Source organism: Segatella copri, from assembly GCF_019249655.2.
In the GTDB taxonomy this organism is placed as follows: Bacteria; Bacteroidota; Bacteroidia; order Bacteroidales; family Bacteroidaceae; genus Prevotella.
In genome coordinates this window covers 1,503,505-1,526,284 of record NZ_CP137557.1, presented here as the reverse complement: position 1 = coordinate 1,526,284, position 22,780 = coordinate 1,503,505, and the positions used below count along the sequence as shown (strand labels likewise).

Here is a 22,780-nt window from a genome sequence, read left to right as displayed (position 1 = left end):
TAAACAAAGTGACATGATGGACTCTCAAGAAAAAGCTCTGTTTCCACAGAGCGCCCTGAAAGAACCTGCCAAGAAGGCTTACGCCACCAAGCAGGAAGTACTCGAAAGAGTAAAAGAAATTGCCCACAGTGCAGAGGCTCCCAACAAGGAGGAACTCGACAACCTGAAGACAACGTTCTACAAGATTCATCTCGCCGAGAGAGATGCTCAGATGAAGGAGTATCTCGCAGCAGGCGGTGACCCTGAGAAGTACGTTCTCTTACCTGATGACACAGAGGAAGCCTTCAAGGCGGAAATGCAGATCATCAAGGAGAAAAGAGCGAAGATCTTCCTGCAACAGGAAGAGGAAAAGCAGGAAAACCTGGCGAAGAAACTTGAGATTATCGAAAAGATAAAAGCCATGGCTACCTCGCCTGAGGAGGCCAACAATTCATATCAGGAATTCAAGAACCTGCAGCAGGAATGGAAGGAAATCAAGGCAATTCCTGCAGACAAGGCTAACGAGGTGTGGAAGAACTACCAGCTATACGTGGAGCAGTTCTACGACCTGCTGAAGCTCAACAACGAGGCGCGCGAGTACGACTTCAAGAAGAACCTGGAGGCGAAGACCAAGCTGTGTGAGGCTGCCGAAAAACTGGCCGAAGAGCCAGACGTTATCTCTGCCTTCCACCAGTTGCAGGACTTGCATCAGGAGTACCGCGAAATCGGACCTGTGGCAAAGGATCTGCGCGAGTCTATCTGGACCCGCTTCAAGAATGCCAGCACCGTGATCAACAAGAAGCACCAGCAGCATTTTGAGGATCTGCGCGCCAAGGAAGAGGATAACCTCGCCAAGAAGACTGCCCTCTGCGAGAAGATTGAGGCTATCAACCTCAAGGAGAACAAGCAGGCTAATGACTGGGAGGAGGCTACCAAGACCATCATCGAAATTCAGGGCGAATGGAAGAAGATAGGCTTTGCTCCTCAGAAGATGAACGTGAAGATTTTCGAGCGCTTCCGCATCGCCAACGATGAGTTCTTCAGCAAGAAAGCAGAATTCTTCAAGACCATCAAGAGCCAGTATGCCGAGAACCTGGAGAAGAAGCAGAAGCTGGTGGAGAAGGCTAAGGCTTTAGCCGACAGCACCGACTGGAAGAAAACAGGCGACAAGCTGGTTCAGCTTCAGAAAGAATGGAAGACCGTGGGCTTCGTGCCTCGCAAACAGGGCGACCAGCTCTGGAAGGAATTCCTGGCTGCCTGCAACAAGTTCTTTGATGCCCGCAACAAGGAAAATGCAGGCACAAGAAACGAGGAGCATGCTAATCTCGAAAAGAAGCGCGGCATCATTGCCCAGCTCAAGGATTTGGCTGAGAACCCTCCTGTAGACGGTTTCCAGAAAAAGATGCAGGATTTCATCGCACAGTATAATGCCGTGGGCCATGTTCCTTTCAAGGAGAAAGACAAGCTCTATAAGGAGTATCACGACGTGATGGACAAGCTCTACAAGCATCTGCGTTCAAACAATGCCAAGCGCCACATGAACAACTTCAAGAGCAATCTGAAGAGTGTTGCCGAGAAGGGAGCCAACGCTTTGGACAACGAGCGTGGCAAACTGTTGCGCCGCTACGACCAGCTGCGTGCTGAGATTACCACCTACGAGAACAACCTCGGTTTCCTCAATGCAGCAAGCAAGAAAGGTAACAGCCTCGTAGAGGAGATGAACCGCAAGGTAGAGAAGCTGAAGGAAGACTTGAAGCTCGTAAAGGAGAAAATCAAGGCTATCGATGCTGAGAATAAGTAATTTGATGCAGAGATACAGTAAAAGAAATCATTGAATTCATCATAAACCCAGGGCGAAAGCTCTGGGTTTTCTTTTTGATACCTGGCAAAATGCGGGGACATATTGAGGAAAGCCTTGGGGATATAAAAAAAGCATCTTTCGAATGAAAGATGCTCTCTAGTTGGGATACCCGGACTCGAACCAGGAATGACAGGACCAGAATCTGTAGTGTTACCATTACACCATATCCCAATTTTGCGTTTAAGAAGAACCACTTGAAAAATGAAGTTGGGATACCCGGACTCGAACCAGGAATGACAGGACCAGAATCTGTAGTGTTACCATTACACCATATCCCAATATCATTGCAACTTCATCAGGTTGATTTCTCAATTGCGAGTGCAAAGGTACAACTTTTTTTTGAATCACCAAAATTTTTCGGCACTTTTTTTTAAAATATCTCAATTTTTTCTGTTTTTCATGGGTTTTTCGGGTATTTAGCGTATCTTTGTACCATAATTACATATAATAAGGTAGAAAATAAAAACAAGAAAGAATTAATGAACACAGTTAAACAACTCGTAGAGACTATTAAAGAAGGTATACAAGAGAAAAAAGGTCAAGATATCGTAATCGCCGACCTCAGTGAAATGGATGGCACCATCGCCAAATACTTCGTCATCTGCCAGGGCGGATCACCTACCCAGGTGGAGGCTATCGCAGAATCGGTGGGCGACATGTGCCGCAAGAACCTCGGCGAAAAGCCGGTCAACGTGGCCGGACTCGGCAACGACCAGTGGGTAGCGATGGATTTCGTGGACGTGCTCGTCCATATCTTCCTGCCAGAAGTTCGTGCCTATTACGACCTGGAGCATCTGTGGGCTGACGCTAAGCTCATCCATGTTCCAAATCTCGACTAAGCTTCGGGATTTGACACCTTACCATTGCATACAAAAATATATAATATATGAATCAAAGCAACAATTTAAACAACCCGGGCGGAGGAAATGGTCCTAAGATGCCTAGGTTTAACATGAATTGGCTCTACACCATCATCCTCATAGCACTCATTGCGCTATTCTTCAGTGGTGGTGGAGATGCCTTGGGCGGAAGCGCAGCCAAGGAAGCTACCTACACAGAGTTCAAGCAATACGTAGACAAGGGGTACGTGCTCAGCGTAGTGGCAAACAAGACTGAAAGCAACCTCAAAATATACATCAACCCTAAATATACGCGCGATGTATACAAGATGAGCGCCCAGAACGTGGGTCCTAACCCATACGTGAAAGTACAGTTCGGCTCTATCGACGAAATGGATCGCTACGCCAACGAGAAGGTGAAAGAGGGAAAGATTCATTCCTTCAGTTATGACAACCAGAAGGACAACGACTTCTGGAGCCTCATCATGAGCCTTGCCCCACTGCTTCTCTTCTTCTTCTTCATCTACTGGATGTCGGGCAGAATGGGCAGCGGAATGAGCAACATGGGCGGCGGCATCTTCAACGTAGGAAAGAGCAAGGCGAAGATGTATGAGAAGGGAAATGCCATCGGCATTACCTTCAAGGACGTTGCCGGACAGGAAGGTGCCAAGCAGGAGGTGCAGGAAATTGTAGATTTCCTGAAAAATCCGCAGAAATACACCGACCTGGGTGGTAAGATTCCTAAGGGCGCCCTGCTCGTAGGTCCTCCGGGAACCGGTAAGACTCTTCTGGCGAAGGCGGTGGCTGGCGAGGCTGGCGTACCATTCTTCTCAATGAGCGGTTCTGACTTCGTGGAAATGTTTGTCGGCGTAGGTGCATCGCGTGTGCGCGACCTCTTCCGCCAGGCAAAGGAGAAATCGCCTAGCATCATCTTCATCGATGAGATTGACGCCGTGGGCCGTGCCCGCAGCAAGAACCCAGCCATGGGTGGAAACGATGAGCGAGAGAACACGCTCAACGCCCTGCTCACCGAGATGGACGGTTTCGGCACCAACAGTGGTGTGATTATCCTGGCTGCTACCAACCGTGTGGACATGCTCGACAGTGCCCTGCTCCGCGCAGGCCGTTTCGACCGAGAAATCCACGTAGATCTTCCAGGCTTGAACGAGCGCAAGGCCATCTTCCTGGTTCACCTGAAGCCTATCAAGATTGACGAGACCGTGGATGTAGATCTGCTGGCACGTCAGACTCCGGGCTTCTCGGGTGCTGATATTGCGAATGTCTGCAACGAGGCAGCCCTCATCGCAGCCCGCCACAACAAGAAGGCGGTTTGCAAGCAGGATTTCCTCGACGCCGTAGACAGAATCGTAGGCGGATTGGAGAAGAAGACCAAGGTGATGACTGCCGACGAGAAGCGCAGCATCGCCCTGCACGAGGCTGGCCACGCTACCATTTCATGGTTCTGCCAGTATGCCAACCCACTGATCAAGGTAACCATCGTACCTCGCGGTCAGGCACTCGGCGCAGCCTGGTATCTGCCGGAAGAGCGCCAGATTACCACCAAGGAGCAGATGCTCGACGAAATGTGTTCACTGATGGGTGGACGTGCCGCCGAGGAACTCTTCACCGGTCATATCTCTTCCGGAGCGATGAACGACCTGGAGCGTGCTACCAAGAGCGCCTATGGCATGGTGGCTTACCTGGGTATGAGCAAGAGCCTGCCAAACATCTGCTATTACAACCAGAATGAGTATTCGTTCCAGCGTCCTTACTCAGAGACTACAGCCCGCGAGATAGACAAGGAGGTGCTGCAGATGGTGAACGAGCAATACACCCGTGCCAAGAACATCCTGATGGAGCACAAGGAGGGTCACAACGCCCTTGCCGAACTGCTGATTCAGAAAGAGGTGATCATGGCAGAGGATGTGGAGCACATCTTCGGCAAGCGCCCATGGCTGAGCCGCTCGCAGGAAATCATGGAAGACGAGCAACCTAAGATTGACGACGCCGTGAAGGATATGCCTGAGGTTCAGGCTGCCATCAAGGAACATGAAGAGGCAAAGAAGCAGGCTGGAGAGGATGCTTCTGAAACTTCTTCTGAGAATTCTTCTGAGAATTCTCCTAAGGATGCTTCTGAGACCAAGGCTTCTGAAAACGAGAAAAATAACGAAAAATAGGAAGGCCTATGACTGATAAACAAAAAAATCTAGTAATAAGATCCATCACAGGCGTACTCTTCGTCGCCTGTATGGTATCTTGCTTCCTGAATCCCAGGGCGATGATTTTCCTCTTCGCCCTGATTACAGGACTAAGCATTTGGGAGTATTGCGGACTGGTAAACCAGAAGGAAGACATCTGCGTAAACCGCTTCATCACCACCGTGGCAGGCGTATATTTCTTCCTAGCCGTGGCAGGTTTCCGCACCGGCATCGTGAGCAACTTCGTGGTATTCGTACCTTATCTGCTCACCATCGTGTATCTTTTCATTGCAGAGCTCTACACGGGCAACAAGAATGCCATCAACGACTGGGCCTACACCATGCTTTCACAGATGTATATTGCCCTGCCATTCTCGATGATTAACGTTTTGGCGTTCGAGACTTCGGCATTCGACGGTCAGATACATTACGACATGCTCTTGCCTTTGAGCATCTTCATCTTCCTTTGGACCAACGATACGGGTGCTTACTGCAGCGGTTCGCTTTTCGGCAAACACAAGCTGTTTCCCCGCATCAGTCCGGCAAAGAGTTGGGAGGGCAGCATCGGCGGCGGCATTTTCGTGATTATCGCAGCCATCATCATCGGTTACATTGCCAATGATGGTGCAGCCCATCGCCTGAGCATTCCTGGCTGGGTGGGTCTTGGAGTGGTTGTAGCCTTCTTCGGCACCTGGGGCGACCTGGTAGAGAGTCTCTTCAAGCGTACGCTGGGTGTGAAGGATAGCGGAACCATCCTGCCAGGCCATGGCGGCATGCTCGACCGTTTCGATTCATCGCTCATGGCAATACCGGCAGCGGTGATTTATCTCTACACCCTCCAGCTTTTCGGATAAATACAATAAAAAATCGCAGCTCGCCCCTTTCTGGGTGTGCTGCGATTTTTCTTATAACTAAGATTTCTCTTATAGCAATATACTATTTCAACTCTTCCTGCTGCGACTGACTGAGCTGTTCTTCTGCCAGTCGGGCACGCTCGGCTTCTTCTTCGGCAAGCCTTCTGGCTTCCTCGGCTCTTCTCCTAGCCAATTCCGCTTCTTTCTCAGCCTTCAATCTTGCAGTTTCCGCCTCCTGCTCAGCTTTCTTCTTCGCTGCTTCTGCTTCAGCCAAAGCTTTCAATCTTGCACGCTCGGCGGCCTCGGCAGCAGCCTTGGCTTCGGCCTCCGCTCTTTCTCTAGCCAGCTTGAGGAGCATCTCGCGGCGCTTTACCAGCAAATCATACATGATGGCGGCAGCCTCATCCGGAGCCACCTGATTGCCCAAGCGCTCTCTCACCTCACGATATTCCGCAAGCATGCGCTCCCTACCCTCCATACCAGGCAGAATCTGATAAAGCTGGTCGGCAATAGCATCCACCTTGAAGCGGTCGGCAAACATCTCCTGAACCACCTCCTTATCAGCTATCAGATTCACCAGCGAGATATACTTGCACGACATTATATGCTTAAACGCAAAACGAACCAGACGAGGCAATGGCGTTTCATAACAAACCACCTGAGGCACCTCGAAAAGCGCCGTTTCCAGCGTAGCCGTACCACTCGTCACCAAAGCAGCCGTGGCATGGGTAAGAAGCGGATAAGTCTTGTTGCGCACCAGCTTGACAGGCGTACCCTTCAGGAACTTCTCGTAGTAAGCGTCCTCTATGGAAGGAGCCCCGGCAAGCACCATCTGGTAATCCTCAAACCGCTCAGCCACCTCAATCATCGCTGGCAGATTATCCTTGATTTCCTGCAATCGGCTTCCGGCAAGCAGGGCGATAATCGGACGATGTACGTCAAGATTATTCTCCTGACAAAATTCCAGGGCAGTCTGCTTGTAAGAAGCCCTGAATGCAGCTACTTCCTCGGCCGTAGGATTGCCCACGTAATGAATGGGATAGCGATGCTTTTTCTCAAAGAAAGGAACCTCGAAAGGCAAGATGGAGAAGAGTTCGGCGATATCGCGCTTGATGCTGCGGATGCGCCATTCCTTCCATGCCCATATCTTAGGCGAAATATAATAGTAAGACGGAATATTCGTCTTCTTTTTCAAGAACTTAGCGATATTCAGATTGAATCCCGGATAATCTACCAAGATTACAACATCAGGTCTCCATTTCACGATATCCTCCTTGCACTTCTTCATGTTGGCAAAGATGGTGCGAAGATGCAGAAGCACAGGAACAAAACCCATATAGGCAAGCTCCTTGTAATGCTTGACACGAGTGCCTCCTTCGGCAGCCATCAAATCGCCTCCGAAGAATCTGAATTCAGCAAACTCGTCAACATTTTTTAGCGAACGCATCAACCGGCTTGCATGCAGGTCGCCACTCGCCTCTCCTACTATCAAATAATACTTCATAACTCAAACTTCATAACTCAAACTTCTTGATCCAATCATAATCTGTGACATCAATCTTGGTTGGCGTAATGGAAATATAGCCATTGTTCACCGCCCACTGGTCAGTATCCGTAGCCTCAGGCTCATCATTACGGTAGTCGCCCACCATCCAGTAATAGTCGTAACCGTGCGGGTGCGTGCGATGCTCCACTTCGTTAATCCACGATCCATGCGTCATTCGGCAAGCCTTGAATCCCTTGAACGGAGGCTGCGCCGGGAAGTTGACATTCAGGCAGGTATATTCAGGCAAGCCCTTCTCGAGCACCATCTTCACCACCTTGAGAACACCCTCACGCAGCGGCGAGAGATCGGCATTCTCATCATAGTTGCAACTGCTGAAGGCTATGCTTGGAATATGCTGCATGCATCCCTCCTTCGCCACACCCATGGTGCCCGAATAATGGTTGTTCACACTGGAGTTATCGCCATGGTTGATTCCGCCAATCACGAGGTCGGGACGGCGATGTTTCAAGAACTGGTCGAGTGCCAGCTTCACGCAGTCTACCGGTGTTCCGCTGCACGACCACACCTCCACATCCTCGCCCATGTTGTGGCGTCGCTTGAGGCGCAGCGGCGTGGTAGCCGAGAAGGCGCAGGCGAATCCGGAGCGGGCACTTTCGGGAGCCACAACCAGCAGGTCGCACCAGTCCTTGAGGAAGCTCACGAGCGTTTTAATACCATTGGCATGATAGCCATCATCATTAGAAATTAACACTAAAGGTTTCTTATTTTCCATAAAAATATCTTTCTTTTAGGTGCAAAAGTACGAAAAAACCTTTAAAGTAACATATTTCTCGCATATTTTTTGTATCTTTGCCGAAAAATTCTGCACTCGAAAGCCATTTTTAGCTCACGGGCGCACACTTTAGGTTATTATATAGACAAAAGAAATGGGAAAAATAATCGCATTAGCTAATCAGAAAGGTGGTGTCGGAAAGACCACTACGACCATCAACCTGGCAGCATCGCTCGCCACACTGGAGAAGACGGTGCTTGTCATCGACGCCGACCCGCAGGCGAACGCATCCAGCGGACTGGGCGTTAACCTTGGCGAAGTGGAATGTTCGCTCTACGAATGCATCATCGACCATGCAGACATCCGGGATGCTATCTATACCACCGACATCGACGGTCTCGACATCGTGCCAAGCCACATCGACCTCGTGGGTGCTGAGATAGAAATGCTCAACCTGAAAAATCGAGAAAGGGTCATCAAGAACCTGCTCGAACCCATCCGCAACGATTACGACTACATACTCATAGATTGCTCGCCTTCATTGGGACTCATCACCGTGAACTCGCTCACCGCAGCCGACAGCGTTGTCATCCCAGTGCAATGCGAGTATTTTGCGCTAGAAGGTATCAGCAAACTGCTCAACACCATCAAGATCATCAAGAGCAAGCTGAACCCGAAACTGGAAATAGAGGGATTCCTGCTCACGATGTACGACAGCCGCCTGCGCCTTGCCAACCAGATTTACGACGAGGTGAAGCGCCACTTCCAGGAACTGGTGTTCAAGACGGTGATTCAGCGCAACGTGAAGCTGAGCGAAAGTCCGAGCCACGGACTCCCCGTCATCCTCTACGATGCAGAGAGCAACGGTGCCAGAAACCATCTGGCATTGGCGAAGGAAATTATCAACAGAAACAGTTAGGAAAAAGAAATTGAACCCTTCAGAAAAGGTAAATGTTCAAAATTCAAAGATCAAAAGTAAAAAATGGCAGTACATAAGAAATTCAATAACGGCATGAAGAGCAATGCCCTGGGACGCGGTCTCGATGCCCTCATATCAACCGAGGGGGTCCGCACGCAGGGCAGCAGCACCATCAACGAGATTCCGCTCGACCAGATTGAGGCTAACCCCAACCAGCCCCGAAGAGAGTTTGACGAGGAAAGCTTGCAGGAACTGGCTGACAGCATCCGTGCCATCGGCATTATCCAGCCCATCACCCTGCGACAGATAGCAGAGAATCACTTCCAGATCATTGCAGGTGAGCGCCGCTGGAGAGCCTCCCAGCTGGCGGGTCTAACAGCCATTCCAGCCTATATCCGCACCATCAGCGACGAGAACGTGATGGAGATGGCGCTCGTGGAGAACATCCAGCGCCAGGACCTCAACGCCATAGAAATCGCTCTGGCTTACGAACATCTGATGGAAAACGAGGGAATGACCCAGGAGAAAGTTTCAGAACGCGTGGGCAAGAGCCGTGCTGCCATCGCCAACTATCTGAGACTCCTGAAGCTGCCTGCACAGGTGCAGATGGCACTGCAGAAGAAGGAAATCGACATGGGCCACTGCCGTGCACTGCTCGCCCTGGACAGTCCTTCACTGCAGATCAAACTCTTCAAGGAAATCCAGAAAAACGGATACTCCGTAAGAAAGGTGGAAGAGATGGTGCAGCGACTCAAGAACGGAGAAGACGTGGAGAGCGGCAAGAAGACCATCACAGCCAAGGCACAGGTGCCAGAGGAGTTTGCCATGCTCAGAGACCGCCTCTCTTCCTTCCTCAACACCAAGGTGCAGTTCTCCTGCTCTGCCAAGGGCAAGGGAAAAATCAGCATCCCCTTTGCCAACGAAGAGGAGCTGGAGCACATCATGAATGTTTTCGATAAACTGAAACAAGAATAAAAAGTGAAATTGAAATTATCACATATCTGCATCTCGGCTCTCATGCTGGCAGCCTCGCTCAATGCTTCCGCACAGAAGCAGAAGGCGAAGGCCGAAGTGGCCGTACCTGCCTTCGCAGCCTCCGACTCAGCCCGGCTGGCTACCCAGGAGGCCAAGCTCTCGGTGGATTCTGCCATCACCAGCCAGGACAGCATGAATCTGGCCAAGCTCAACACATCGTTGCAGCCTGTGCAAAAGAAGAAACGCGACTGGACCACCTGGAAGCCTGAGGCTAAAAGAGCCATGTGGCTCGCCCTGGTACTGCCGGGTGCAGGACAGATCTACAATCGCAAATACTGGAAGCTACCTATTATATATGGAGGCTTCGTGGGCTGCGCCTACGCCATCACCTGGAACAACCAGATGTATCACGACTATTCGCAAGCCTACCTCGACATCATGGACGACGACCCGAACACGCAGAGCTACAACCAGTTTCTGCACCTGGGAGCCACCATCGATGCCTCGAACATAGAACGCTACAAGGAGATATTCCGCAAGCGTAAAGACAAATTCCGCCGCTGGAGAGATATGGGAACCTTCGTGATGATAGGCATCTACGCCTTCTCCGTCATCGATGCCTACGTGGACGCATCCCTCTCGGAATTCGACATCTCCGACGACCTCAGCCTCAGAGTGGAACCGGCTGTGCTCAACAACGGACGCTCTGCCAACCCGCTGCGTTCGGGAACCCTGGGAGTGCAATGCTCCCTCACTTTCTAAGATTACAAGACAAGACATCAGGTTTAAATAAAATCAAACAGATAAAAAAGAAATTAGGATAAATGAAGAAAATCATCATTTTGGCAGCAGCGATGCTGTTTAGCTGGCAGGGCATTCAAGCCCAAAACGACAATTCAGATGAAGATAACGATGTGATTACCGTGACCGACAAGGACGGTAAATCAGAAGAATTTGAAGTGCCTGTAGGTTTGGAAGACAACCTGGATAGCCTACTGCACTTATACAATACTCAGACTTACATGATGGCCGACACCTCGTGCAAGTATCGCGACGTGAACCCAGTGTTTGAAACACAGGTTTACATCGACCGCTTGAAGCGACTGCCTACCATCATCGAAATGCCATACAACGAAGTGGTTCAGAAGTTCATCGACCGCTACAGCGGCAAGCTCCGCCGATCAGTAAGCTTCATGCTCGGCGCCAGCAACTTCTACATGCCTATCTTCGAAGAGGCACTGGATGCCTACAACCTGCCACTGGAGCTGAAATATCTGCCGGTAATCGAGTCGGCGCTCAACCCTAAGGCAGTATCCCGCGTGGGAGCCACCGGACTCTGGCAGTTTATGCTCAGCACCGGAAAACGCTACGGTCTGGAGGTAAATACCCTCTACGACGAGCGACGCGACCCAGTGAAGGCATCCTATGCAGCAGCCCACTATCTGCGCGACCTCTACAAGATCTACGACGACTGGAACCTCGTCATCGCAGCCTACAACTGCGGACCAGCCAAGGTGAACAAAGCTATCCACCGTGCCAAGGGCGAGACAGACTATTGGAAGATCTATCCATACCTGCCAAAGGAGACCCGTGGATACGTGCCAGCCTTCATCGCAGCCAACTACATCATGAACTATTATTGCGACCACAACATCTGTCCGATGGTAACCGAGTTGCCAATGAAGACGGACACCGTGGAAGTGAACCAGGACGTACATATTGAGCAGATAGCCAAGGTGCTGAACATCGACGTAGAGCATCTCCGCAACCTGAACCCGCAATATCGCCGCGACATCATCAACGGAAGCCACAAGCCAATGCCTGTACGCCTTCCGGTTTCGCTCATCGGAGCATTCATCGACAAGGAAGATTCTATCTTCAACTACAGAGCCGACGAACTGCTCGTGAAGCGTGATGTGGTGGATGTGAACGATGACGAGCCAAGCTACAGCCGTTCTTCACGCAGCAGTCGTTCACGCAGCAGCGTTTCATCATCACGCAGCAGCCGCAACAGCAAGTCGGGCAGCCGCAACAGCCGTGGAAAGAAGGGTAAGAAAAACAGCAAGAGCAAGGGCGAAAAGAGCGTAACCATCAGAAGAGGTGATACGCTGTCGGAGATTGCAGCTCGCAACGGAACCACCGTGAAGAAACTGCGCAAGCTCAACAAGATTTCAGGCAACAGCATTCGCGCCGGAAAGAAGCTGAAAGTAAAGTAATCACATAAGATTAGGAATAACCATTCTTATTGGATTAGAGATAACTATTAAGATTAGAAATAACTATTCTTACATTATTAATATATAACTGGAGGGTACGATTATGGACGACCAGAACTTGAAAGACCTAGAAAGAGAGCAAGCCGACAACAAACTGATAGGCGATGCCTTTCAGCATTTGCTCGACACCTACCTCAGCTCGCGACATCGCAAAAAGGTAGATATTGTGACCAAAGCCTTCAACTTCGCCCGACAGGCGCACAAAGGAGTGCGCCGTCTTTCGGGCGAACCCTATATCATGCACCCTATCGCCGTGGCTCAGATAGCCTGCGAGGAAATGGGACTCGGTTCTACCAGCATCTGTGCAGCCCTGCTGCACGATGTGGTGGAAGATACCGACTACACCGTAGAAGATATCAGCAATATCTTCGGCGAAAAGATTGCCCAAATCGTTGACGGACTCACCAAAATCAGTGGTGGAATCTTTGGAGACAAGGCTTCGGCACAGGCTGAGAATTTCAAGAAACTCCTGCTCACCATGAGCGACGATATTCGAGTGATTCTCATCAAAATCTGCGACCGACTGCACAACATGCGCACGCTGGAATCACAGCCTGCCAACAAGCAGTATAAGATTGCCGGCGAAACCTTATACATTTATGCACCACTCGCCAACCGACTCGGTCTCAACAAGATCAAGACCGAGCTGGAGAACCTCAGCTTTCGCTACGACCATCCGCAGGAATACGCCAACATAGAGCATAAGCTTGCTGATACCGAGGCGCAGCGTGACACGCTCTTCGCACAGTTTACAGCCCCAATATGCGAAGTGCTCGACAAATTGGGCGTAGAATACAAGCTCAAGGCACGTGTGAAGAGCCCTTATTCCATTTGGAACAAGATGCAGAACAAGCACGTAACATTTGAAGAAATCTACGACATCCTCGCCGTCCGCATCATCGTAACGCCGAAGGTACGCGCCAACGAGGTAAACGAATGCTTCAATGTGTATGTGGCAATCAGCCAGATATACAAGAGTCACCCCGACCGCCTGCGCGACTGGCTCAACCATCCGAAGGCAAACGGCTATCAGGCCCTGCACGTAACTCTGATGAGCAAGCAGGGACGATGGATTGAAGTGCAGATCCGTTCCGACCGCATGGACGAGGTGGCAGAGAAGGGATTCGCAGCCCACTGGAAATACAAGGAAGGCGGCGAATATACGGAAGACGAAAACGAACTGAACGACTGGCTCAGCACCATCAAGGAAATCCTCGATGACCCGCAACCAGACGCCATGGACTTCCTCGATGCCATCAAGCTCAACCTCTATGCATCAGAAATCTTCGTCTTCACACCTAAGGGTGAAATCAAGACGATGCCAGCCAACTGTACGGCACTCGACTTCGCCTTCCAGATACACACCTTCCTGGGAAGCCACTGCATCGGAGCCAAGGTGAACCACAAGCTGGTGCCTCTGAGCCACAAGCTCAACAGCGGCGACCAGGTAGAGATTCTCACCTCCAAGAGTCAGCACGTGCAACCCGACTGGGTGAACTTCGTCAGCACCGCCAAGGCAAAGAGCAAGATTATGGCAATATTGCGCCGCGACTCACGAGAAGTTCAGAAGAAGGGTGAGACCATCCTTACCGACTGGCTCAAGAAGAACAACATGGAGATGACCAACTCCATCGTGGACAAGCTCTGCGACTTCCACAACATCCAGAAGCACGAAACCTTCTTCCAGTCTATCGGCGAGCATTGCCTGATACTGGGCGAAAAAGACCTCGACGAGCTGCAGGGCAAGAACAAGAAGCCAAAGCAAGCTGCAGGCTGGCGTAATTTCATCCCATTCCTGGGCAGAAACAAGAGTAAGGAAGAAACTGCGGGAACCGTAAAGCCTCAGGAACTCTTCGTGGTGGGCAAGGACTTCAATAAGAAGAAACCACTCATCCTTACTGAGGAAAACATCAACCAGTTTATCTTCCCATCCTGTTGCCACGCTATCCCAGGCGATGACATCATGGGATTCATCGACAATAAGAACCGTATCGAGATTCACAAGCGTTCCTGCAACATTGCAGCCAAACTGAAATCAAGCTACGGCAACCGCATCGTGGATGCCAAGTGGGATATGCACAAGCAGATGCTCTTCGATGCAACCATCGAAATCAAGGGTATCGACCGCAAGGGCATGCTCCTCGACGTGAGCAAGATTATCAGCGACCAGCTGGGCATCAACATCCACAAGCTCACCATCAGCAGCGACAACGGTATCTTCGACGGAACCATCGAACTGCGTATTCACGACCGTGAGGAAGTGAAGGTGATTATGGATAAGCTCAGAACCATAGAGGATCTGCAGGAAGTGCAGAGAATCCTGTAATGTCTAAGGCTGGAGATTTTTGAGTTAGAAATTATCAATCAGATATTATCAGATATTATATAAGTATGGAGTTGGGAGTTTGTTCTTCTAACTCCTAACTTATATATAAACTACAATCTTTAAAACAAATGAAACAGATTTTCTTATCAATGATGATGATGTTGACGATGCTGCCTATAGCAGCTGCCAACAAGTATGACAACCCAGATACCCTGGTAGTATCCCGTGACGGAACAGGCGAATTCCGCACCATCGACGAAGCCATCGAAGTGTGCCGCGCCTTCATGGACTACACCAAGGTAATCTATGTAAAGAAGGGAGTTTACAAGGAGAAGCTCATCATCCCAACCTGGCTCACCAACATCACCATCTGCGGTGAAGACCGTGACCAGACTATCATCACCTGGGATGACCACGCCAACATCCTGATGCCTATCGGCGGTCTTGACTCCGAGGCAGCAGCCAAAGGCAAGAAGATGGGCACCTTCCGAACCTATACCCTCAAAGTGCAGGGCAATTATATCACGCTGAAGAATATCACCATCGAGAACAATGCCGCCAAGCTGGGACAGGCTGTATCTCTCCACATCGAAGGCGATCATATTCTGGTGCAGAACTGCCGACTCCTGGGAAATCAGGACACCGTATATACAGGCAGAGCAGGCTCGCGCATCGCCTTCTACGACTGCTACATCGAAGGAACCACCGATTTCATCTTCGGTCCTAGCCTGGCATGGTTTGAGAATTGCGAGATTCACAGCAAGGCCGACAGCTACATTACAGCCGCATCAAGCCCAGCCGGTCAGAAATACGGCTATGTGTTCAACAAGTGCAAACTCACTGCAGCCGAAGGTGTAAAGAAGGTGTATCTAGGCCGTCCTTGGCGTCCGTTCGCCAAGACACTCTTCATGAATTGCGAGATGGGCAGCCACATCCGTCCTGAGGGTTGGCACAACTGGAACAACCCTAAGAACGAAGAAACGGCAGAATATAGCGAGTACAAGAACCATGGTCCAGGTGCCGCCACCAAGGGCAGAGTAGCCTGGAGCCATCAGCTGAGCAAGAAAGAGGCAGGCAAGGTTACTATCGCCGAGGTTTTCGGCGAAGAAGCGTGGTAAACCCAGCCTGTTTTAAACCAGTCCATCGAGCTGCTTCTTGAGCTCCTTAAGCTGGTCTCTCACAGATATCAGGGTGTCGAGAACGTCAGACGACTTCTCGGCACCCGTTCTGTTTTGATTCAGATACTTACGTGCCGCAGCAATCTTGAAGCCCTTCACCTTGATGAGGTTGTAGATGAGCTTCACCTGCTCAATATCCTTCTCGGAATATTGGCGCACCTTGTTGGCAGAAACCTTCGGACGGAGGAACGGAAACTCCTTCTCCCAATAACGGAGCGTAGACTCACTTACGCCCACTTCCTCAGATACTTCCTTGATAGAATAGTACAATTTTACGTTTTTATCTGTATTTAATGCCATTTTTCCTAACTTTAAATTCAAAAATAATTAATTTAGTTGCAAAATTAAACAATTCTTCTTATCTTTGCAAAGATTTTCGGAAGAAAATGCCCTAAAGGGCAAAAATAATTCAAAGAGAGGACTTCCAATCCCCTCCTTAAAACGAGAAATTGAAATTAAAAGATAAATATAAAAAGATATGATGACAGCTAATGAAGTGCGCGAATCCTTCAAGAAATTCTTCGAAGGTCAGGGCCACAAAATTGTTCCATCAGCACCTATGGTTATCAAGGATGACCCAACGCTGATGTTTACAAACGCTGGTATGAACCAGTGGAAAGACATCATCCTCGGTACAAAAGACCCAGGCAAGGATGTTCGTCGTGTTGATACTCAGAAATGTCTCCGTGTAAGCGGTAAGCACAACGACCTCGAAGAGGTAGGTCATGATACTTACCACCACACCATGTTCGAGATGCTCGGTAACTGGAGCTTCGGCGACTACTTTAAGGAGGGTGCCATTGATATGGCATGGGAGTATCTTACTGAGGTTTTGAAGCTCAACCCTGCCGACCTCTATGTTACCGTATTCGAGGGTTGCAAGGAGGAAGGTCTGGAACGCGACAACGAGGCAGCAGGTTACTGGGCTAAGCACGTGCCAGCCGACCACATCATCAATGGCAACAAGCACGACAACTTCTGGGAGATGGGCGATACAGGTCCTTGCGGTCCTTGCTCAGAGATTCATGTGGATTCACGTACTCCAGAGGAGAAGGCTCAGGTGCCAGGCCGTGAGTTGGTAAACAAGGATAACCCACAGGTCATCGAAATCTGGAACATCGTGTTCATGCAGTACAACCGCAAGGCTGACGGTTCTCTCGAACCTCTCCCAATGCACGTTATCGATACAGGTATGGGCTTCGAGCGCTTGGTTCGCATGTTGCAGGACAAGCACTCTAACTATGATACAGATATCTTCCAGCCAATCATCAAGGAAATCGAGGCTATCTCTGGCAAGAAGTATGGCTTCACTACTCCTACTGGTGAGAATGGCGAGGGTAAGGATGAGCAGGAGAAGATCGACATCGCTATGCGTGTATGTGCCGACCACCTCCGTGCCGTAGCCTTCTCTATCGCCGACGGTCAGCTGCCAAGCAATGCCAAGGCTGGTTACGTAATCCGCCGCATCTTGCGCCGTGCCGTACGTTACGCTTACACATTCCTCGGCCAGAAGCAGGCATTCATGTACAAGCTCGTCAATGTATTGGTAGAGCAGATGGGTGCAGCCTTCCCAGAGTTGCCAGCTCAGCAGGAGCTCATCACCCGCGTGATGAAAGAGGAAGAGGATTCATTCCTCCGCACCTTGGAGAAGGGTATCAACCTCCTCAATGGCGATATGGACGAACTCAAGGCTCATGGCGAGACTCAGCTTGATGGCGTAAGCGCATTCCGCCTCTTCGATACATACGGTTTCCCTCTCGACCTTACAGAGCTCATCTGCCGTGAGAATGGTTACACAGTAGATGCTGCAGGCTTCGACGAGGAGATGAAGAAGCAGAAAGAGCGTGCCCGCAATGCTGCTGCCGTAGAGAACGGCGACTGGGAGGTTTTGAAGGAAGGCGACCAGAACTTCGTGGGTTACGACTATACAGAATATGAGTGCCACATCCTGCGCTACCGCAAGGTGACTCAGAAGAAGAACTCTTTCTATGAGTTGGTACTCGACAGCACTCCATTCTATGGTGAGATGGGTGGACAGGTTGGCGACAAGGGTGTACTCGTTAGCGAGGATGAGACCATCCAGGTTATCGACACCAAGCGCGAGAACAACCAGAGCATCCATATCGTAAAGGAGTTGCCAAAGGATGTAAACGCTGATTTCATGGCTTGCGTTGATATCGAGAGCCGCGAGGGAAGCGCTGCCAACCATACAGCTACCCACTTGCTCGACTACTGCCTGAAGCAGGTTTTGGGCGAGCACGTAGAGCAGAAGGGTTCTTATGTAGATAAGGATACATTGCGTTTCGACTTCTCTCACTTCCAGAAGGTAACAGATGAGGAGCTCCGCAAGGTAGAGCACATGGTAAACGAGATGATCCGTGCCGACTACGCCCTGGATGAGCACCGCGATACTCCTATCGAGGAGGCTAAGGAACTTGGCGCTATCGCCCTCTTCGGCGAGAAGTATGGCGACAAGGTTCGTGTGGTTCGCTTCGGTCCATCTGCTGAGTTCTGTGGTGGTATTCACGCCAAAAGCACCGGTAAGATTGGTTTCTTCAAGATTATCTCTGAAAGCAGCGTAGCAGCCGGCATCCGCCGTATCGAGGCTTTGACAGGCAAGGCATGCGAGGAGGCTATCTACGGCTTGCAGGATACCATCGTAGCCTTGAAGGGCTTGTTCAACAACGCCAAGGATCTCGAGGGTGTTATCAGAAAGTACATCGACGAGCACGATGCCCTGAAGAAGGATGTTGAGAAGTTCCAGGCTCAGGCTGTGGAGCGTGCCAAGGATAAGCTTGTAGAGAATGCAAGAGAAATCAACGGCGTGAAGGTTGTTACAGCCGTATTGCCAATGGAGCCAGCAGCTGCCAAGGATTTGGTATTCAAGGTTCGCGAGGCTTTGCCTGAGAACATGATTTGCGTGGTAGGTTCTGTTTATAACGACAAGCCTATGCTCAGCGTGATGTTCAGCGATGATATGGTAAAGGATCACGGCTTGAACGCTGGTAAGATGATTCGCGAAGCTGCCAAGTTGATTCAGGGCGGCGGTGGCGGTCAGCCTCACTATGCTCAGGCTGGCGGTAAGAACAAGGACGGCTTGAGCGCTGCAGTAGATAAGGTTGTAGAGTTGGCTCAGCTGTAATAAGCTTCCACATTTGAATATATGATAGAGTTATCTTAACTCTTATATATAATAAGGTATAAAGGGTTGTAATCCATCTTTTCGAGGATTGCAACCCTTTTTCTATTGACATTAGAGGAGTCTCCATGTCATAATTATCAATTTATGATAATCATCAAATGATAAAATTCCTTATTTCATTATCATTTTATGATAATCACTTTATGATAATCGGAATAAAAGTTGTATCTTTGCAGAAGAAACAGCAAACGTTGAACTTATAATAAGGTATAGATATGGTAATGAAGAATCCTTTTGTCACAAATGGTTACGCCGGTCCGGAATACTTCTGCGACCGTGTGGAAGAAACCCAGCACATCACAGAGATGCTGATCAATGAGAATAACATGGCTCTGATTTCCCCTCGACGTATCGGAAAGACAGAGCTGATTCACCATTGCTTTGCCCAGCCAGTCATCCAAAAAGATTATTATACTTTCATCATAGACATCTATTCAACCAATTCCGTCAGAGACCTGGTCAATATGTTCGGCAAAGCCATCATTGACGCACTTCGCTCTAAAGGCAGAAGCGCTTGGGAGAAATTTCTGATGGCGCTCTCTTCTCTCCGTTCAGAAATCTCTTTCGATATCAACGGGGCTCCAATTTGGGGAATAGGCATTGGCAACATGGTGAATCCGGAAATTACGCTTGATGAGATATTCTCTTATCTCAACCAAGCCGACAAGCCATGTCTTGTTGCCATCGACGAGTTTCAGCAAATCACCAACTATGCCGACAATCGCATAGAGGCATTGCTCCGTACCTACATCCAGCGATGCACCAATGCCCACTTCATCTTCTCGGGTTCTCATCGCCATCTGATGGCCGAGATGTTCACATCTCCTGCCCGCCCATTCTATCAGAGCGTGACGCTGATGAACCTGAAGCCTCTGGATGTGGAGAAATACAAGGAGTTTGCCACAGCCAAGTTCGAGGAGCGCAACAAACATCTGGATACTGCCATTATCGGAGAACTCTTCGTCCGTTTCGGTGGTGTCACCTCATACATCCAGCGAGTAATGAATGTCCTCTTCCTCAAGACTCCCGAGCAGGGTACCTGCACTCTGGATATGGTAGATGATGCCATCAACTACAATCTCAACATGGCATCAGACACCTATGAGACCCTTCTGCGCCAGATGCCGGAAAAGCAGCGCAATGTCTTCATCGCCATCTCTGCAGAGGGCGAAGCCAGAAGCGTAAAGAGCGGAGCCTTCGCCAAGAAATATCATCTCCCGTCGCCAAGCTCTGTAAATTCCGCCCTGAAAGGATTGCTGGAGAAGGATTTTATCACCCAGCAGGATGATGCCTACGTAGTATATGATAAGTTCTTCGATTTGTGGCTGAAGAAGTATCTGAAATAGTATAAGGTGATTCCAATATTTTTTGTTACCTTTGCACCCAAATTTAAATATATATTCAATATGGCTATTATAAAGACAGTAGAAGGAAAGACTCCCCGATGGGGAAAGAATTGTTTTATCGCTGAGAATGCCGTACTGACAGGTGACTGTATTCTTGGCGATGACTGTAGCATCTGGTATAGTGCGGTATTGCGCTCTGACGTGGATGCCATCAGATGCGGAAACAGAGTGAATGTGCAGGATTGTGCATGCATCCATCAAACCGGTACGATGCCTTGCATTCTGGAGGATGATGTATCAGTGGGACATGGTGCCATTGTTCACGGAGCGAGAGTTAGGAAAGGGGCACTCATCGGAATGAATGCCACTGTGCTTGACAAGGCAGACATTGGCGAAGGAGCCATCATTGCTGCAGGTGCTGTAGTTACCCATGGCACCAAGGTTCCTGCACATGAAATATGGGCAGGTATTCCAGCCAGGAAAGTAAAAGCCTGTGCTCCCGGACAAGCCGAGGAGTTTGCCAAGCATTATTCCGGGTGCATCAAAGACTGGTATCTGAAGGAATATAAATAATCACTTTATGAGGTTCTTCTCAAATTTTAGTACAAAGCCCCAATTTTTATATGAAGGAGCAATATTTTTGAGAAAGTTTAATATAAAAAATTAGCGATTGTCTCCAAAAATATGTAAGTTTAAAGTGATCATAAAATATGACTTACAATGGATACAATCGCTAACAGATGCAAAATTATAAAAAAGATAAGGAACAACCAAATAAAATCCGATATAAATGCTTCTATGGCCGGAGAAAAACTTCTTATGGACATTTTTCCTGCCATAGATGGCTTTTTTATCACAAGTTGTGACTTCTCTTCCACGGAACTCAAAATGGTTCTCGTGAGTACGGCTACCCATGCCTTCTGCGACCGTTGTGGCCAGAAAACCACTCATACCCGTGGCTGGCAAAAGAGAACGGTCACGATGTGTCCTTTAGGGTGTAAACGGTTTGTTCTCACCCTTTACATGCGCCGTTTTTACTGCCAGTCTGATAAACATATATTTGTAGAGCAACAGACGAAGTGGCTAAACAAATATGCAAGATTCAGTGTAAGATGCATAGAGTTGATGAACCAGCTTCATATACATATGTCATCTGTGTCGACCTCCAAGGTCATGAGAAAGATGGGAATCACCTGCTGTCCAAATACTTGCATAAATCATTTGAAAAAGATCCAAAGACTTCCAGACAGGACTGCCAGGAATATAGGCATAGATGACTTTGCCAAGAGAAAGGGACATACCTATGGCAGTGTTATCGTAGACCATGACACAGGCGAGATTTTGGAACTGATAGACTCTAGAGATTCTTCGATTGTGGCAAATGTCTTGAAACAATACAAGAAAGTCGATACTATCACTCGTGATAGGGGACGATGCTTCATTAAGGCTATCAAGCAAGGAGCCCCATCAGCACATGCTATCACAGACAAATTCCATGTCATTGAAGACTTGACGAGCGCAGTCTTTCCAAAGATTCTGCAGGAGTTTTTGCATAAGAGAATGGAGTTGCTGACTCAAGGTCTAGTTGGTCCCATTAAGCCACAAATAAGTAGAGGTTGGCTTTATACCAGCATATATGCAGTCTTGGAATCGATGTGCAAGGATAAAAGAAGAATCAAGAAAATGGCTGAATGGAACACTTTCATGGATCTTTATGCAAGGCAAGGACTGACTTTGAGTGAAATCCATGACAAAACAGGGTTTGATGGATTTAAGATGGGAAAGCTAAGGAACACCAAATATGAGGACTTGCTCAACCCAACGCAACTAAGGGCTTACAAAGCCATAGAATCTATTACAAACAGGATTCTCTGTAAAAAGTCATTGGATTACTCTGTGGTTACCAAGGGGTTACATTCTACAGAGAAGAAAGAAATACTGAAAAGACTTCTTTTTCTACTGAGAGAAAAATGGAAGGAAGACTGGAAGGCATACGATGATGCCTACAAGGCATTTCTTGCAAAGGCAACTATCAGGAGCGAAGAGTATGACCTTTGGAATTCAATAGTTCACTTCAACTGGAAAACCAAGACTGATACAGTCAGATTGTTTCTGCAGGACTTGCATATTACCGATTTAGCCTATTATATAACAACATTTCAAGGCATTTTGAGCGGAGAGGTCAAAATGAACTTGTACAAATGGATTAACATGGTCATAGGATGTGGTAATGAGAAAATGGAAAAGTTTGCCAAAGGACTGATTAAGGACTATTCCGCCATCAATAATTCTATTGCTAGCAAATTGAACAATGGAATCCTTGAAGGTTCGGTCAACAAGATAAAGACCGCAAAGCGAATTATGGGTGGAAGAGCATCGATTTCTCTTTTGCAGATAAAGGTCTCCTCAAACTTAGATACATAAATGTACCAAAATTTGAGAAGAACCCTTTATGATTATCATAAAATGAGAATAAAACGCCATTTTTTATCTTTTATAGAAGATAAAAGCAAAATATTTAGAATTTTCATCCATTATAAAAGATAAA

Annotated in this window: 16 protein-coding genes, 2 tRNA genes and 1 pseudogene; 14 read left to right on the top strand and 5 right to left on the bottom strand. The window is 48.8% G+C overall.

The genetic code is table 11. The features are described from left to right. Positions 1–13 precede the first annotated feature (13 nt). Positions 14–1,780, top strand: a complete 1,767-nt coding sequence (locus tag KUA49_RS05860; RefSeq protein ID WP_218412516.1) for a DUF349 domain-containing protein — start codon at positions 14–16, stop codon at positions 1,778–1,780. Between the two features lie 160 nt (positions 1,781–1,940). On the opposite strand, the gene KUA49_RS05855 is transcribed toward KUA49_RS05860, so the two are convergent. Then, a tRNA-Gln gene (locus tag KUA49_RS05855) sits at positions 1,941–2,011 on the bottom strand. 36 nt (positions 2,012–2,047) lie between these two features. After that, positions 2,048–2,118 (bottom strand) — tRNA-Gln (locus tag KUA49_RS05850). Positions 2,119–2,319: 201 nt separating this feature from the next. Between KUA49_RS05850 and rsfS the strand changes: the two genes are divergently transcribed. From rsfS to KUA49_RS05835, 3 genes are read left to right on the top strand one after another with little or no spacing between them, the layout of a single operon-like run. After that, entirely contained in the window at positions 2,320–2,679 is a 360-nt protein-coding gene (gene rsfS, locus KUA49_RS05845) for a ribosome silencing factor (protein ID WP_203041441.1), read from the top strand. 47 nt (positions 2,680–2,726) lie between these two features. Then, the gene (gene ftsH, locus KUA49_RS05840) at positions 2,727–4,856 is read left to right on the top strand and encodes an ATP-dependent zinc metalloprotease FtsH (protein ID WP_218412517.1); all 2,130 of its coding nucleotides are present in this window, start codon (positions 2,727–2,729) and stop codon (positions 4,854–4,856) included. 8 nt (positions 4,857–4,864) lie between these two features. After that, positions 4,865–5,731 carry a phosphatidate cytidylyltransferase gene (locus tag KUA49_RS05835; RefSeq protein WP_218412518.1) on the top strand — a complete coding sequence of 289 codons (867 nt, stop codon included), beginning with the start codon at positions 4,865–4,867 and terminating at the stop codon, positions 5,729–5,731. A gap of 364 nt (positions 5,732–6,095) precedes the next feature. Here the strand turns inward: KUA49_RS05835 and lpxB are convergent. Both lpxB and surE read right to left on the bottom strand, forming a co-directional pair. Continuing rightward, positions 6,096–7,235, bottom strand: a pseudogene (gene lpxB / locus KUA49_RS05830) (lipid-A-disaccharide synthase); the annotation flags it as partial. A gap of 10 nt (positions 7,236–7,245) precedes the next feature. Then, positions 7,246–8,010, bottom strand: a complete 765-nt coding sequence (surE, locus tag KUA49_RS05825; protein ID WP_218412520.1) for a 5'/3'-nucleotidase SurE — start codon at positions 8,008–8,010, stop codon at positions 7,246–7,248. A 154-nt stretch (positions 8,011–8,164) separates the two neighbouring features. On the opposite strand from surE, the gene KUA49_RS05820 reads away from it, so the two are divergent. From KUA49_RS05820 to KUA49_RS05795, 6 genes are all read left to right on the top strand, one after another. After that, positions 8,165–8,929 (top strand): ParA family protein, encoded by a 765-nt coding sequence (locus KUA49_RS05820; RefSeq protein WP_203041446.1) that lies wholly within the window; start codon positions 8,165–8,167, stop codon positions 8,927–8,929. 63 nt (positions 8,930–8,992) lie between these two features. Then, positions 8,993–9,904 carry a ParB/RepB/Spo0J family partition protein gene (locus tag KUA49_RS05815; protein WP_203049488.1) on the top strand — a complete coding sequence of 304 codons (912 nt, stop codon included), beginning with the start codon at positions 8,993–8,995 and terminating at the stop codon, positions 9,902–9,904. Positions 9,905–9,946: 42 nt separating this feature from the next. After that, positions 9,947–10,666 carry a DUF5683 domain-containing protein gene (locus tag KUA49_RS05810; RefSeq protein WP_218412531.1) on the top strand — a complete coding sequence of 240 codons (720 nt, stop codon included), beginning with the start codon at positions 9,947–9,949 and terminating at the stop codon, positions 10,664–10,666. A gap of 62 nt (positions 10,667–10,728) precedes the next feature. Then, positions 10,729–12,120 (top strand): lytic transglycosylase domain-containing protein, encoded by a 1,392-nt coding sequence (locus KUA49_RS05805; protein ID WP_218412521.1) that lies wholly within the window; start codon positions 10,729–10,731, stop codon positions 12,118–12,120. Positions 12,121–12,223: 103 nt separating this feature from the next. Then, positions 12,224–14,506 (top strand): RelA/SpoT family protein, encoded by a 2,283-nt coding sequence (locus KUA49_RS05800; protein ID WP_218412522.1) that lies wholly within the window; start codon positions 12,224–12,226, stop codon positions 14,504–14,506. A 128-nt stretch (positions 14,507–14,634) separates the two neighbouring features. Beyond that, entirely contained in the window at positions 14,635–15,624 is a 990-nt protein-coding gene (locus tag KUA49_RS05795; RefSeq protein WP_218412523.1) for a pectinesterase family protein, read from the top strand. A 12-nt stretch (positions 15,625–15,636) separates the two neighbouring features. Here the strand turns inward: KUA49_RS05795 and KUA49_RS05790 are convergent, their stop codons facing one another. Continuing rightward, positions 15,637–15,984, bottom strand: a complete 348-nt coding sequence (locus tag KUA49_RS05790; RefSeq protein ID WP_203041451.1) for a MerR family transcriptional regulator — start codon at positions 15,982–15,984, stop codon at positions 15,637–15,639. A gap of 178 nt (positions 15,985–16,162) precedes the next feature. On the opposite strand from KUA49_RS05790, the gene alaS reads away from it, so the two are divergent. The 4 genes from alaS (at position 16,163) to KUA49_RS05770 (ending at position 22,656) form a co-directional block, all read left to right on the top strand. Then, positions 16,163–18,826: an alanine--tRNA ligase gene (gene alaS, locus KUA49_RS05785; RefSeq protein WP_218412524.1), complete on the top strand. Its 2,664-nt coding sequence runs from the start codon at positions 16,163–16,165 to the stop codon at positions 18,824–18,826. 281 nt (positions 18,827–19,107) lie between these two features. Further along, positions 19,108–20,232 (top strand): AAA family ATPase, encoded by a 1,125-nt coding sequence (locus tag KUA49_RS05780; RefSeq protein WP_218412525.1) that lies wholly within the window; start codon positions 19,108–19,110, stop codon positions 20,230–20,232. A 60-nt stretch (positions 20,233–20,292) separates the two neighbouring features. Then, positions 20,293–20,805 (top strand): gamma carbonic anhydrase family protein, encoded by a 513-nt coding sequence (locus tag KUA49_RS05775; RefSeq protein WP_218412526.1) that lies wholly within the window; start codon positions 20,293–20,295, stop codon positions 20,803–20,805. A 147-nt stretch (positions 20,806–20,952) separates the two neighbouring features. Beyond that, positions 20,953–22,656, top strand: a complete 1,704-nt coding sequence (locus tag KUA49_RS05770; protein WP_318331677.1) for an ISL3 family transposase — start codon at positions 20,953–20,955, stop codon at positions 22,654–22,656. The last annotated feature ends 124 nt before the right edge of the window (positions 22,657–22,780 follow it).